Source organism: Prescottella equi (assembly GCF_002094305.1).
GTDB lineage: Bacteria > Actinomycetota > Actinomycetes > Mycobacteriales > Mycobacteriaceae > Prescottella > Prescottella equi.
In genome coordinates, this window is record NZ_LWTX01000004.1 from 292,190 (window position 1) to 304,383 (window position 12,194).

The 12,194-nt window shown below is 70.3% G+C and carries 13 protein-coding genes; 6 read left to right on the forward strand and 7 right to left on the reverse strand.

The genetic code is table 11. The features are described from left to right. Positions 1 to 28 precede the first annotated feature (28 nt). Positions 29 to 415: a hypothetical protein gene (locus A6I89_RS13465; RefSeq protein WP_022595995.1), complete on the forward strand. Its 387-nt coding sequence runs from the start codon at positions 29 to 31 to the stop codon at positions 413 to 415. A gap of 28 nt (positions 416 to 443) precedes the next feature. Here A6I89_RS13465 and A6I89_RS13470 read toward each other — a convergent pair whose 3' ends face one another. Genes A6I89_RS13470 through A6I89_RS13485 form a run of 4 tightly spaced genes read right to left on the reverse strand, consistent with a single transcriptional unit; the run spans position 444 to position 4,876 of the window. Continuing rightward, positions 444 to 1,442, reverse strand: a complete 999-nt coding sequence (locus A6I89_RS13470; RefSeq protein ID WP_022595997.1) for an AurF N-oxygenase family protein — start codon at positions 1,440 to 1,442, stop codon at positions 444 to 446. Further along, complete coding sequence (locus A6I89_RS13475) at positions 1,439 to 2,365, reverse strand: NAD-binding protein (RefSeq protein ID WP_022595999.1); 927 nt, start codon at positions 2,363 to 2,365, stop codon at positions 1,439 to 1,441. Before A6I89_RS13475 ends, A6I89_RS13470 begins: the two co-directional genes overlap by 4 nt. Continuing rightward, a complete protein-coding gene (gene pabB / locus A6I89_RS13480) occupies positions 2,362 to 4,497 on the reverse strand; it encodes an aminodeoxychorismate synthase component I (RefSeq protein ID WP_022596000.1) in 2,136 nt (711 codons plus the stop codon). The genes A6I89_RS13475 and pabB overlap by 4 nt, the downstream gene beginning before the upstream one ends. Before the next feature lie 7 nt (positions 4,498 to 4,504). Next, entirely contained in the window at positions 4,505 to 4,876 is a 372-nt protein-coding gene (locus A6I89_RS13485) for a chorismate mutase family protein (protein WP_022596002.1), read from the reverse strand. A gap of 426 nt (positions 4,877 to 5,302) precedes the next feature. Here A6I89_RS13485 and A6I89_RS13490 point away from each other — a divergent pair, with 426 nt between their 5' ends. Beyond that, the gene (locus tag A6I89_RS13490; RefSeq protein WP_044990991.1) at positions 5,303 to 6,541 is read left to right on the forward strand and encodes a lipase family protein; all 1,239 of its coding nucleotides are present in this window, start codon (positions 5,303 to 5,305) and stop codon (positions 6,539 to 6,541) included. Between the two features lie 66 nt (positions 6,542 to 6,607). On the opposite strand, the gene A6I89_RS13495 is transcribed toward A6I89_RS13490, so the two are convergent. Then, positions 6,608 to 6,946 carry an RNA polymerase-binding protein RbpA gene (locus A6I89_RS13495; RefSeq protein WP_005513150.1) on the reverse strand — a complete coding sequence of 113 codons (339 nt, stop codon included), beginning with the start codon at positions 6,944 to 6,946 and terminating at the stop codon, positions 6,608 to 6,610. Between the two features lie 170 nt (positions 6,947 to 7,116). On the opposite strand from A6I89_RS13495, the gene A6I89_RS13500 reads away from it, so the two are divergent. The 3 genes from A6I89_RS13500 (at position 7,117) to A6I89_RS13510 (ending at position 9,215) form a co-directional block, all read left to right on the forward strand. Then, a complete protein-coding gene (locus tag A6I89_RS13500) occupies positions 7,117 to 7,449 on the forward strand; it encodes a hypothetical protein (RefSeq protein ID WP_022596007.1) in 333 nt (110 codons plus the stop codon). 100 nt (positions 7,450 to 7,549) lie between these two features. After that, positions 7,550 to 7,720 carry a hypothetical protein gene (locus A6I89_RS13505; protein WP_005513144.1) on the forward strand — a complete coding sequence of 57 codons (171 nt, stop codon included), beginning with the start codon at positions 7,550 to 7,552 and terminating at the stop codon, positions 7,718 to 7,720. Between the two features lie 13 nt (positions 7,721 to 7,733). Further along, positions 7,734 to 9,215 (forward strand): bifunctional aminoglycoside phosphotransferase/ATP-binding protein, encoded by a 1,482-nt coding sequence (locus tag A6I89_RS13510; protein WP_022596009.1) that lies wholly within the window; start codon positions 7,734 to 7,736, stop codon positions 9,213 to 9,215. Here the strand turns inward: A6I89_RS13510 and A6I89_RS13515 are convergent. Next, a complete protein-coding gene (locus tag A6I89_RS13515) occupies positions 9,212 to 10,180 on the reverse strand; it encodes an Acg family FMN-binding oxidoreductase (protein ID WP_022596011.1) in 969 nt (322 codons plus the stop codon). The two genes, A6I89_RS13510 and A6I89_RS13515, sit on opposite strands and share 4 nt — an antisense overlap. A gap of 212 nt (positions 10,181 to 10,392) precedes the next feature. Here A6I89_RS13515 and A6I89_RS13520 point away from each other — a divergent pair, with 212 nt between their 5' ends. Next, complete coding sequence (locus tag A6I89_RS13520; RefSeq protein ID WP_005513141.1) at positions 10,393 to 11,244, forward strand: universal stress protein; 852 nt, start codon at positions 10,393 to 10,395, stop codon at positions 11,242 to 11,244. On the opposite strand, the gene A6I89_RS13525 is transcribed toward A6I89_RS13520, so the two are convergent. Beyond that, positions 11,236 to 12,192 carry a universal stress protein gene (locus A6I89_RS13525; protein ID WP_013416075.1) on the reverse strand — a complete coding sequence of 319 codons (957 nt, stop codon included), beginning with the start codon at positions 12,190 to 12,192 and terminating at the stop codon, positions 11,236 to 11,238. The genes A6I89_RS13520 and A6I89_RS13525 overlap by 9 nt on opposite strands. Between the last annotated feature and the right edge of the window lie 2 nt (positions 12,193 to 12,194).

The window sequence follows — 12,194 nt, forward strand, 5'->3', positions numbered from 1 at the left end:
CGATCTTCCACACCGTTTGGAGAGCGTCATGAACCTTTCGAAGGCATCGAAGGCCGCTGCTGCATCCGTTCTCGCCGTTGCGGCGCTCGGAACGGGAGCCGGCACCGCGTACGCGGGAACCGCCCCCGGCGACGTCTCCGCGCCCCTCGTCCAACCCGTCGTCGACAAGCAGACGGCACAGGACAATCTGCTACGCGAGATCGGAATCGGGTGGGAACGCGGGGGTCCCGCCGCGATGGCGACCGGCGCCGGCGTCGGGCTCGCGATCGGCTGTGTGTCGATCTTCCCGAACTTCATCGCCGGCTGCATCCTCGGCACCGGCATCGGTGCCGGTATCGGCGCCTACAACGGCATCACCGGGGCCAACCCGAACGTCCAGCCGGCGTTCTACGAATGGCTCAACGCCACACCGTGACATCGGGCCGGGTCCCCGGCGAGCGGTTTCACGACCACTCGTAGGGGACCTCCTCGGTGACCCCGAGGTCGTCGCACAGCCGCCGGATCGCGGTGCAGTCCTGCACCAGGTTCCGTCGACCGGAGTCGTGGGCGGCGTCGGCCACGATCCGGTGCGCGCCGCGCACCTGTTCGTGGTCCAGCACCGCCGACCAGGTGGAGAAGTCGTTGGACCGGAACGCCTCGAGCCCGTCCGCGAGGCCGGCGAGCAGGAGTCGCCGGTCGTCTCCGTCCAGACGCTCGAACACGATCTTCAGGAGTTCGCCGGCGATCGACGAGTGGCAGTACTCGTCCCGACGGTGCAGCACCACCGTGGCCCGGTTCACCGGCTGCAGGTCCTCGTCGTCGGTCATCAGTCCCAGGTACGAACTGATCGAGGTCTCGGCCACGGTCGTGAACGCGAGCGACACCAGTGCCGACTCGCGCGGCGTCTCGGCCGCGTCCACGGCCTGCTGATGGCGGCGGACCGTGGGCCCGTAGGGGAGCCGGCGCTCGGGCAGGTCCCACCCCCGTCGACGCCGGGTCAGCGCGCTCGCGTTCAGGTGCATGAGCGTGTGGTACTGCTCGTCGACCATGGCCTGCATCGTCGCGACGGTGAGCGTGTCGCCCAGCCCGGTACCGAACGCGTCCTGTGACAACAGTCGGAAGCCCGGGTTGACCACGTACTGTTCGACGTCCATCACGTTCTTGTTGTAGGCGATCCACGCCCACGCCAGGATCCGACGCCGTACCGGTTCGTCGAGCCGGGTGAAGACGTCGTGGTCGCGGAACGGAATCAGCGACTCGGGATAGTCCGCCTTCTCCGCGTCGAACAGGTCGTCGAGGTCGGGCTCGGGACGCTTGACCACGGCGCGGCGCGGCCAACTGCCGGCGAGGCTGCTGATGATCGCGCTCTCCACGGGATCGGCCGGATCGAACGGCGGTAGCGACGGCAACCGCAGCAACTCCTCGTGCACCGCGGCCTCGTCTCCGAATGCGTTGTCGGTCAAGGCGTTCCTCCTCCCGATCGTCGTTCCGGTGCGAGGGGCCCCGTGAACAGGTCCGCACACAGGGCCCGGTACCGGTCGAGGTGGTCACCGAGCGGTGCGCGCGCCGCCGCCATCACGTCCCCGAATTCGCGTGGACCGCCGTGTTCGACGGCCTCGGACAGCCGCCGCAGCGCGGCGGCGAGGGCAGCGCGGGCCGCCGCGGCCTGCGGGTTGCCGGCCTGGATGTCGTGATAGACCTCGGCCTGCCCCGCGGCGACCCGCCCGAGCAGCGCCAGCAGCGTCGTGTGCGGCGGGGTCGCGGCATCGACGAGGGTGTCCGCGTCGATGCCGAGATCACCGAGCGCCAGCCCGAACGCGAGGATCGCGGCGTGGGTGAGCGCCTGCGTCGCCGCGGCGGTCCGATCGTGCTCGTCCGCGCTCATCGCGACCACCCGTGCGCCCCAACCGGTCACGGCACCGAGGAATCGTCCGACGGCGGGGGAGTCGTGGTGGATCACCGCCGCGACGGCGCGCCCGGCCATCCCGAGGCCCGGCGCGAACAGCGGGTTGATCCCCACGGCGGGCCGGGTCGACGCGCGGTCCCGCAGCACGCGATGGATCTCGGACTTCACCGACAGCGTCTCCACCAGTACCGCGCCGGGTTTCATCGCTCCGTCGACGACGGGGACCGCCGCCACCGCGACCGCCTCCGGGACCGCGAGGATCACCACATCCGCCTCGGCGAGCAGCGCCCGCACCTGCGGGTCGGGGTCGGTGACGTCACCGCACACACCGTCGACGCCCGGGATGGGCGCTGCCGCCGGGTCCACCACGGTCACCGAGTCGCCCTCGGCGCGAGCAGATTCCGCGAGCATGGCGCCCACCGCACCGGCCCCGCCGACGATCACCAGCGCGCACGTCGTCGTGTCGGGGGGCGTGGTCATCGATCACCCGCCCCGTCCCCGGTCGGGTCGTCCGGCTCGCCTTCGGCGTCGTCCGCGGAGGTCACCGACAGGCAACGCCGCATCGTGACCGCCTTGACCATCGTCTCCTCGAGTTCCTCTTCGGGGTCCGACAGCGCGACGATCGCCCCGCCCACACCGAAAGTCACCCGATCGGCGGTCGCCACCATCGTGCGGATCACGATGGAGAAGTCGGCAGTCCCGTTGATCGAGAAGTAACCGATCGCCCCCGAGTACACGCCGCGAGGCCCCTCCTCGAGCTTGTCGATGATCTCCATCGTCCTCAGCTTCGGCGCACCCGTCATCGACCCGCCCGGGAACGCCGCCCGCACGCATTCGACGGACGACACGTCGTCCCGGAGCGTGCCACGCACCGTCGACACCAGTTGATGGACGGGAGCGTACGTCTCGACGTCGAACAGCTTGGGGACGTGTACCGAACCGGGGACGCACACCCGCGACAGGTCGTTGCGCACCAGATCGACGATCATCAGGTTCTCGGCCCGGTCCTTCTCGCTGTCGAGCAGGTCCTGGCGGAGCGCGGCGTCCTGCTCCGGCGACGCGTGCCGGGGGCGGGTGCCCTTGATCGGTTTCGAGTCGACCACCCGGTCCGCGCCGATCCGCAGGAATCGCTCCGGTGAGGCACTCAGCACCGATACTCCCGAGAACTGCAGCAGCGCACTGTACGGGGTGGGACTGATCTCCCGGAGCGTCTCGTAGCTCTGCAGTGGATCGATCACCCGGTCGACGGTCGCGGCATTGGTCAGGCACACCTCGTACGACTCGCCGGAACGGATCTCGTCGAGGCACTGGCCGACCAGTGCCAGGTACTCGGCGCGGCCATGTCGCAGATGGGGTTTGGTGTCGTCCTCGAGCTTCACCAGTGGGTGCGGCGGCGGCGGCTCAACGGCCTCGTCCAACTGCCGGATGCGGGTCTCGGTGTCCGCGAACCATTTCGCGACTCCGGGATCGTCCGGCTCCTCACTCAACGCGAGCAGGTGGCAGGCGCCACCGACGTGGTCGATCACCACCGCGCGGTCCGCGAACACGAACGCAGCGTCCGCAGTCGGGGAGGTGTGGACCAGCTGGCTGCCGGCGTCAGCCTTGAGTTCGTACCCGAGGTAGCCGACGTAGCCGAGCCCGAAGGCGAACGGCAACTCCGGGTTCGGCGGCACCGCGCGGATGCGGAGCTGCTCGTCGATGTAGTCGAAGAACCGCCGATGCAACAGCTCGTCCGGCCGGCCCTGCCGCTGCACACGCACCGTGGTCTCGGCGACCCGGTAGGTGATGTACTCGGCGAGCGGTCCCGAACAGTCGCCCATCACCGAGAACTGCGACTCGGGCTCCAGCGCGGCGCTGCCGTCGAGCCAGAAGCTGTTCGGTCCGTCCGCGAACAGGCTCCCGTACACCGCGTGCGGATCGACCGCCCGGTCGATCCGGGTGCTCGACACGTGATAGCGCGGCTGCGGCCCGGCGGCCTCCGACGGCGTGGCCGCCGCGGCAGGTGTCGCCGGTCGGGTCGGCCGACGCCCGGATCGCGACGGGGTCAGATCCCGGAAGTTGCCGAGCAGTTCCCGTCCGTACCGGGTGCAGATCGACTCGGGGTGGAACTGCACCCCCCACAACGGGTGCGTCCGGTGCGCGGCGGCCATGACCAGCCCGTCCTCTGTCCACGCCTGCTCCTCCAACTCCGGAGGCATGGAATCGACGATGAGCGAGTGGTAGCGCACCGCCGGGAAGGGCGACGGAATACCTTGGAAGATGCCGGTCCCGGTATGCCGGATCGACGAGATCCTGCCGTGCATCGGTACCGGCGCCAGACCGACGCTGCCACCGAACAGGTGACACAAGCCCTGGTGCCCCAGGCACACCCCGAGCACCGGGATCTCGCGGTTCGCGATCGCCCGCGCGCTGATCCCGAAGTCCCGTTTGCGGTCCGGCCGGCCCGGGCCGGGCGAGATGACGATGTTGTCGAAGTCGACGAGCGGCACCGACGCCCAGTCGGCGTCGTTGTGCACCACGACCGGCGGTTCCCCGTTGACCTCGGACAGCAGGCTGTAGAGGTTGTAGGTGAACGAGTCGTAGTTGTCGATCAGGAGCGTGCGGGTGCCCATGACGCCATCAGCCCGTCGCGCGATTCGTGTCGTCGGCCGTCCCGATGACCAGGTCCTCGACCCGGCAGGTCTCGCCGATCATCACCTCGTACAGCCTGCGCAGAAAGCCCGGTGACAGTCCGTGGGAGCGAGCGAACTCCTCCGCCCGGTCCTGCACCAGATTCACCCGCTGGGGCTGCATCATCGGGATGCTCCGATGGCGCTTGACCTCCGCGATCCGGACGCACACGTCGATCCGTGCACGGACGTCCTCGAGGAACCGACGGTCGATCTCGTCGAGTTCGGCGCGAAGCCGAACGAGCTCCGGCTCGTCGACCGGAAAGGTTCCCGTGGATTCTTCTGAGGTGTCGGCCGTGATCGGGCCGCTGGTGTCGTCCATACGCCACCTCGCCTTACGTCTACTGGACCTTCGCGGTAGTTCTGCGAGCCATCGCGTCAGCCGGATCCGCTAGCTGCGTGCGTTCTCTTCATGATTGCACGGGGGCTGGGGCGTGGCGAATCTTCGCCGATATTCCGAGGAGCCCGAACCGGGCCCGCGAACGGTTCGGTTTCGATGCGGTCACGAACCTCGTGATGTGTCCGGATTCGATTGCAGCGCACGCGATCGCAAGGTATCCGCCAACGAATCAGTGGGCGCCTCAGCGTGGTTCACCCGAACCCCCGCGACCGCACACCGACGTCGCATATGCTGGGTCGCCGTTCGGCCGAATCGCACCCGTCATCGGATTCTCGGGGCGATCTGAAAAGCGTGGTTTCGGCGGACATGAACCATTTGTGGTGCCGTGCTTTTCGAGGGGGATCTTCGATGTCGTCAACTCCACTCCTGCCGCCGCGACGCGTCGGACCCGCCGGTCGCGTGGCGGCGGCAGCCGCAATCGCGATCGGGGTGCTCGTCACGGCAGCTGCGCCGGTCACCGCCGCACCCGCCCCGGTGGCGGCCGATCCCGACCCCTTCTACGGCCAACCGACCGACGTCGGCGACCACGCGCCCGGAGACGTGCTGGCGGCACGCCGCATGCCGGCTCTCCCGCAGTTCCCGGGCACCACGGTCTGGCAGGTCCAGTTCCGGTCGACGGGCTCGGAGGGTCGCCCGATCGCCGCGGTGACCACGATCCTCGTCCCCGACGTGCGTCCACCGTCCGGTCCGCTGCTGTCCTACCAGCACATCATCAACGCGCTCGGCACCCACTGCGCCCCGTCCCGGACGCTCTACACCGCCGACCCCGACCTCACGATCCGGGAGGCGCCGGCGCTCAACATCGCCCTCGCCCGCGGGTGGACGGTCGCCCTGCCCGATCACCTCGGCCCGTCCAGTGCGTACGGCGCGGCCAGGCTCGGCGGTCAGATCACCCTCGACGGCATCCGGGCCGCGCAACGCGTCCCGGAACTGGGGCTGGCGACGAGCCCGGTCGGCATGGCCGGGTACTCCGGCGGCGGAATGGCCACGGCGTTCGCGGCGGCGCTCGCTCCGTCGTACGCCCCGGAACTGGACATCGTCGGTGCCGCGGCGGGCGGGGTGCCGATGAATCTCGGCAAGATGGCACGAGGACTCGGGACGGCGCCGCACCCCGCATTCGGTCTCGCGCTCGCCGCGGCCCTCGGCCTCGAACGCGAGTACCCGGACCGCCTGCCGGTGAGCGAGCAGTTGAACGCGCAGGGACTCGCCATGCGGGACGCGGTCGCGGACGCCTGCACCAACGGCATCCTGCTCACCGGTGCCGGGCACAGCGCGTCGGAGATCGCCACTACCACCGATCTGCTGTCCAGCCCGACGGCCCAGGATGTGCTGTCCGACAACAGCATCGAGGACTATCCGGGAGTGCCGACCGCGCCGCTGTTCGAATGGCACAGTCCGACGGACGCCCTCATCCCGGTCGACTCGATCGACGCCACGCTGCAGCGGTACTGCCGGGCCGGGGCGCGGGTCGAGTCGGAACTGTTCCCGAGCCCGGACCACCTCACCACCGCGGTCCTCGGCGCGCCGCGGGCGCTGGACTACCTCGACGCCCGCTTCCGCGGCGAACCGGCGCCGAGCACCTGCTGACACGCGACGGCGCCGCCACGACAGGTAGTGGCGGCGCCGAGACGATCAGGGTGGAGAGGGAGCCGACTACGCTCCGCGGCGCTTGGCCTTGAGCAGGTCCAGCCGCTCCTTCAGAAGGTCCTCGAGCTCCTCGACGGAACGACGCTCGAGCAGCATGTCCCAGTGCGTACGCGGGGGCTTGACCTTCTTGACCTCGGGCGCAGCGCCCTCGACCAGAGTGCCCTCGAGACCGTTCTTGCACAGCCACGTGCCGGGGATCTCGGCCTCGTCGGCGAAGGGGACGTCGAACTCCTCGCCGTTGTCGCACCGGTAGCGTGCGATGCGGCGGGGCGCCAGGTCGTGGTCACGATCGGTCTCGTAGCTCACCGCTCCGAGTCGACTACCTCGAAGTACGCGATCTGCCATGGTGTGTCCTCTCTTCGTTCTTCCGCCGCGCCAGTTCGCCGGGGGGCGCACCGAGCGTTCACAACCATCTACAACGTCCCGGACTCCCGGATCGTTCCCGAGACTCCGTGGATGCGGCCGCACCATCTTACCGGGCAGCCGTCCCGCGACCCGCAGTAAGGTGTGCGTTCATGGCCGCAGCGTCCCGGAGACCCGAATCGTGTGTGTGGTGCGGTCGGGAGGTCGCCCCGGCCGGCATCGGACGGCGCCGCCGCTACTGCCGCCAGTCCTGCCGCCAGCGCGCGTACGAGCAGCGCAACGCGGTCAAGGGCACGTCGATTCCCGCCGACGCCGTGGTGCTCAGTGTGGAGGAGGCCTCCGCGCTGTCCGACCGGCTGTTCGAGCTGCGCTGCGCCGCCGAGGACGTCGCCACCGCCGTCGCGGAGGGCGCCGAGGGGCGTGAGCTGTCCGCGCTCACCGAGCGCCTGGTCGCGATGGCTCGCGACGCCGAACGGTTCCGCTGAACCCGACCGTCCCGGCACGCGCGCCCGGAAATGCGCCCGCGCTTCCCGAACCGCACTACCGTGGGAGATGTCAGCCCGGAACCGACCGGAGGGAAGAATCATGACGACCCCCGAGCATCACCCGCACGATCCGGCCGATCATCCCCACGTCCACGGCAAGGACTGTGGACACGAGACGGTCCAGCACGGCGACCATGTCGACTACCTGCACGACGGGCACCGCCATGCCGAGCACGAGGGCCACTACGACGAGCACGGCGAAGCCGACTGAGTCCGCAGCGTCGTTGACCGCACAACCGGACCAGCCGTTCGCCGGGCTGCACGAGACCCACTCCGGAGTGGTGATCCTCCTCGGCGACCGCGTCTACAAGATCAAGAAGCCGATCCGTACGGAGTTCCTCGACTTCCGCAGCCGTGAGGCGCGCCTCGCGGCGTGCCGGAACGAGGTCGAGCTCAACCGCCGCCTGGCGCCCGACGTGTATCTCGGGGTGGGGGAGCTCGGCGACCCGGAGGGCGGCGACGGGGAACCGACGGTCGTGATGCGGCGGATGCCGGAATCAGCGCGGCTGTCGACCCTGGCCCGCGCGTCGTCGACCCAATGCCCGTCCGCGGTCGATGCGATCGCCCGGATCGTCGCCGACTTCCACCGCCGCGCGGCCCGCGGACCCCGGATCGACCGGGAGGGGACCGCCGACGCGGTACGTCGGCGCTGGCACGACAACATCCGCGAGACCCGAGAGCTGCCCCGCGCCGTCATCGCCGAGGACCGCCTGGCCGCGATCGAGCGGACCGTCGACCGCTACCTCGACGGACGCGGCCCGCTCTTCGCGCAGCGGATCGCCGACGGCTGCATCGTCGACGGTCACGCCGACCTGCTCAGCGACGACATCTTCTGCCTCGAGGACGGCCCCCGCATCCTCGACTGCCTCGAGTTCGACGCCCGACTCCGCTACCTCGACCGGATCGACGACATCGCCTGCCTGGCTATGGATCTCGAGTTCCAGGGCAGGCCCGACCTCGCCCGGCGACTGGTGCTCCGCTACCGCGACGCCCTCACCGAGACCGCTCCCGACTCGCTCGTGCACCACTACATCGCCTACCGCGCGTTCATGCGCGCCAAGGTCGACTGCGTCCGGCATCTGCAGGGCCGTGCGGCGTCCGCGGACGACGCGGCGCGCCACACCGCGCTCGCCGAACAGCACCTCGATCGCGCGCGCTGCCGCCTGGTCCTCGTCGGCGGTTTGCCGGCCACGGGCAAGTCCACCGTCGCGGCGCGACTGGCCGAGACCGTCGGCGCGGAACTGATCTCGAGCGACCACGTCCGACGCCACTTGTTCGCCGCCGACCGCACCGCGACGCCCGATCCCGGCTACCGCAGCGGCCGGTACTCGCCCGACTCCACCGGCCGCGTCTACGACTCGATGCTCGACCGGGCCCGAGAGTTGCTCGCCGGGGGCCGCTCCGTGGTCCTCGACGCGTCCTGGACCCATCGGGAACACCGACTGCGCGCCGCCGAGACGGCCGTGGCGGTGTGTGCCGACCTGGTGCAACTCCAGTGCACAGCGCCCGCCGAGCTGACCGAGCACCGGCTGCGGGAGCGGGCCGCTTCCCGCCGGGACCACGACTCCGAGGCGACGCCCGCGGTGGCGGTCGCGATGGCCCACGACGCCGACTCCTGGCCCGCCGCCACACGGGTCGACACCTCCGGACCGCTCGATGCGTCGCTCTCCGTCGCCGCGGCGGAATGGGACCGCGCCCCGGGCTAGATTCCGGCGTCCCGCCACACGTCGTCGACCCGGCGCCGACCCGTCCGCGGCACCTCGTACTCGTCGGCCGACGGCGTCCCCAACCGCACCACGACCTGCGGGAACCTACCGCGAGCTCCGGACGCCGTCGCAGCCTCGCGCACCATCTCCCGGCTGGTCGCTATCTCCGTGACGTGGGTGAGCGGGCACGTCGCCAGTCCCCGGGCCGTCGCCTCGAGCAGCAACTCCGACAGCGCCTCGCCGCATCGCAGCCAGTCCAGCCGGGTGTCGGTGTCGGTGCTCAGGACCGCCAGCGCAGCGCGATCCGCCGTCCCGGGCGGCTCCAGGGCTCCCCGCGGGAACTCCCGGCCGACCGGCACCGTGCCACCGTCCGGCAACACACTCGCGGGGACTCCCGTCTCGTCACAGGAATGCCCTGTCCACCAGAACAACTCGGCCCGGTACGCGGCGTCGTGACGGCGCACGTCGGCACCGCTTCGGGTGGCTTCGGCCAGCCGGGACGGACCGTCCGCCCCGAGGAACGTGATCGCGACGTCGTGGCGACCGAGCACATCAGCGAGGCCCGCGAGTGCATCCGGAGTGGGCGGACCGAACGCCCGGCGGTCCGTCCACCGGCCCGGGATCGCTTGCCGTAGCGACCGGGTGCGCACCGAATCGGTGCCCGAGACGAACCCGACGGATGCCAGCAACATCGGATTCCCCGGATCGGGCAGCCGATCGATCACCACGCCGAGCCCGTGCTCGGCGACCGCGACCTCGAGATGATGCAGAGCCGTGCCGCAACTGATCACCATCTGCCGAGCCAACGGATCGACGACCGGCAGCGCCCGCATCCGGTCGGCATGCAGTTCCAGGCTCCCGCAACTGAACACCCACGACCACGGCTGGCTGTTGTGCACCGACGGAGCCCGACAGGCGACGGAAACCGCCGCCCGGATCGGCTCGGGAGCCGTTCGGGTGCCCATGCATCGAGTGTGGTCCCACCGGCGTGTCGCGGCAAGATCCGCGCGGCGCAACAGTCCGTCGAGGGCGTCACGGAATCGGGAAAGGAACTATCGGTCGATTCCGGCACCGATGGGCATGACCCGCCGCGCGATGCCGGAAACCGCTGTGGGGACCTCGTCCCGGGTGTTTCCTAGGAGGAGTCGACCGAAAAGTCTTCGTCGAGGGGGTCCGCATGGGAACTGCACCGATCGTCGTCGGCGTCGACGGCTCCGCGAGTGCCCGTGACGCGGTGCGCTGGGCCGCGTCCGAGGCGTCCGTGCGTGGTGATCCGCTGCTGCTGGTCACGAGCGTCACCACCGGCGGCATCGGGATGTCGTCGCCGTTCACCGACGACCTGCGCATCGGTGGCGAACACGCGCTCGCGGAGGCCGTGAGTCTGGCCGCGGCCGTCGGGCAGACCGCGACGTCGACGGAGATGGTGACGCTCACCCCCGTCCACGCCTTGATGAACCACGAGGGCACCGCCCGCATGATCGTGCTCGGTACCCGTGGCCTGGGGGAGTTCACCGGCGGACTGATCGGGTCGGTCACCTCCGCGATCGTCCACCACGCCGCCTGCCCTGTCGTCGTCGTGGCGGGGTGGCCGCGGCCGGGCGAGCCGGACTTCGACGGCCCGGTCGTCGTCGGGGTGGACGGCACCGAGACCAGCGAACCCGCGGTCGAAGCCGCGTTCACCGAAGCGGCGCTGCACGGAGCCGAGCTGGTGGCCCTGCACGCATGGTCCGATCGTGCGGTCCCCGAGGGAACGCTCGCCGGCTCCTGGTCCGACATCGCCGCCACCGAACAGAGCCGGCTCACCGAGCGGTTGGCACCGTGGCGGGACAAGTATCCGGAGGTGCGCGTCAAACAGGTGATCGTGCAAGACCGTCCGGCGCGGAACCTGCTGACGCGCGGCGCCGGTGCGAGACTGATCGTCGTCGGCAGTCGCGGCCGCGGCGGTTTCCACGGCATGACCCTCGGATCCACCAGCGCGGCACTGCTGCGCACCGTCACCATCCCGTTGATGGTGGTGCGCTCACACTGAGTCGCCGGTCCAGACTTCGCCGTCGCTCACACCGTCGGAGCTGCTCCGCTCGCCGCGACAGATCATCACCGGGCACGGCGCGTGGTGTAACAGATTCTGACTGGTCGAACCGAGCAGCGCCCCGGTGATCCGGCTCCGGCCCCGGCTGCCCACCACCACGAATCGCGCGCGACCGGCGTACTCGAGCAGCGTTCGCCCCGCACTGTTCTGCTCGAGGACCGTCTCCACCGGGACGTCCGGCCACGCCGCCGAGTGGCCGGACAGACTCTCCGCCACGAGCGCGCGTTCCTCTGCCTCGACAGCCGACCAGTCGACGAGCCGAAAAGCCCCGTACCGCTGGACCGTCCGCGCCGGACCCCACGCGTGTACGGCCACCAGCCGCGCACCCAGCACCGCCGCGTACTCGTACGCCACGCCCACCGCGCGGATGCTCAACTCGCTGCCGTCCACACCGACGACGATCGGACGGTCGTCGGTTGCCGCCGGCGCCCCGCCCCGGCACACCAACACCGGGCACCGGGCGTGATTGGCTACGCGCTGGCCCGTCGAACCCACCAGCATCGCGCCCACCGTGCCCGCTCCCGTCGCCCCCAGGACCAGCAGACCGGCGCGCGCGCTCAGATCGAGAAGCGTCGCGGCCGGTGGGCCCGGATACTGCGCGAACGTCGAATCGACGTCGGCGAACTCGGCGCTCACCACCTCACGGGCGCGACGCAGCATGCCCTCCGAGTCCGATTCGAGTTTCTCGGTGAACTGCGCCTGGATCAGCACTGCCGCTTCACTCAGATACACCCCTGGGCTGGGGAGCACGTGCACGACGTGCAGGGGAGCGGTTCGGCGCCGAGCCAATTGCGCCGCCCACCGCAGCGCATCGAACGACGACGGCGACCCGTCTACCGCGGCCACCACCGCACCCTCGGCGAAGTCCGTCTCCGGATCGATCTCCATCG

What these genes read in the sequence shown, in the direction of transcription:
- A6I89_RS13525 (WP_013416075.1), bottom strand. Translation starts at nt 12,192, where the DNA reads ATGGAGATCGATCCGGAGACGGACTTCGCCGAGGGTGCGGTGGTGGCC.
- pabB (WP_022596000.1), bottom strand. Translation starts at nt 4,497, where the DNA reads ATGGGCACCCGCACGCTCCTGATCGACAACTACGACTCGTTCACCTAC.
- A6I89_RS13465 (WP_022595995.1), top strand. Translation starts at nt 29, where the DNA reads ATGAACCTTTCGAAGGCATCGAAGGCCGCTGCTGCATCCGTTCTCGCC.
- A6I89_RS13495 (WP_005513150.1), bottom strand. Translation starts at nt 6,946, where the DNA reads ATGGCAGATCGCGTACTTCGAGGTAGTCGACTCGGAGCGGTGAGCTAC.
- A6I89_RS13500 (WP_022596007.1), top strand. Translation starts at nt 7,117, where the DNA reads ATGGCCGCAGCGTCCCGGAGACCCGAATCGTGTGTGTGGTGCGGTCGG.
- A6I89_RS13475 (WP_022595999.1), bottom strand. Translation starts at nt 2,365, where the DNA reads ATGACCACGCCCCCCGACACGACGACGTGCGCGCTGGTGATCGTCGGC.
- A6I89_RS13490 (WP_044990991.1), top strand. Translation starts at nt 5,303, where the DNA reads ATGTCGTCAACTCCACTCCTGCCGCCGCGACGCGTCGGACCCGCCGGT.
- A6I89_RS13485 (WP_022596002.1), bottom strand. Translation starts at nt 4,876, where the DNA reads ATGGACGACACCAGCGGCCCGATCACGGCCGACACCTCAGAAGAATCC.
- A6I89_RS13505 (WP_005513144.1), top strand. Translation starts at nt 7,550, where the DNA reads ATGACGACCCCCGAGCATCACCCGCACGATCCGGCCGATCATCCCCAC.
- A6I89_RS13515 (WP_022596011.1), bottom strand. Translation starts at nt 10,180, where the DNA reads ATGGGCACCCGAACGGCTCCCGAGCCGATCCGGGCGGCGGTTTCCGTC.
- A6I89_RS13520 (WP_005513141.1), top strand. Translation starts at nt 10,393, where the DNA reads ATGGGAACTGCACCGATCGTCGTCGGCGTCGACGGCTCCGCGAGTGCC.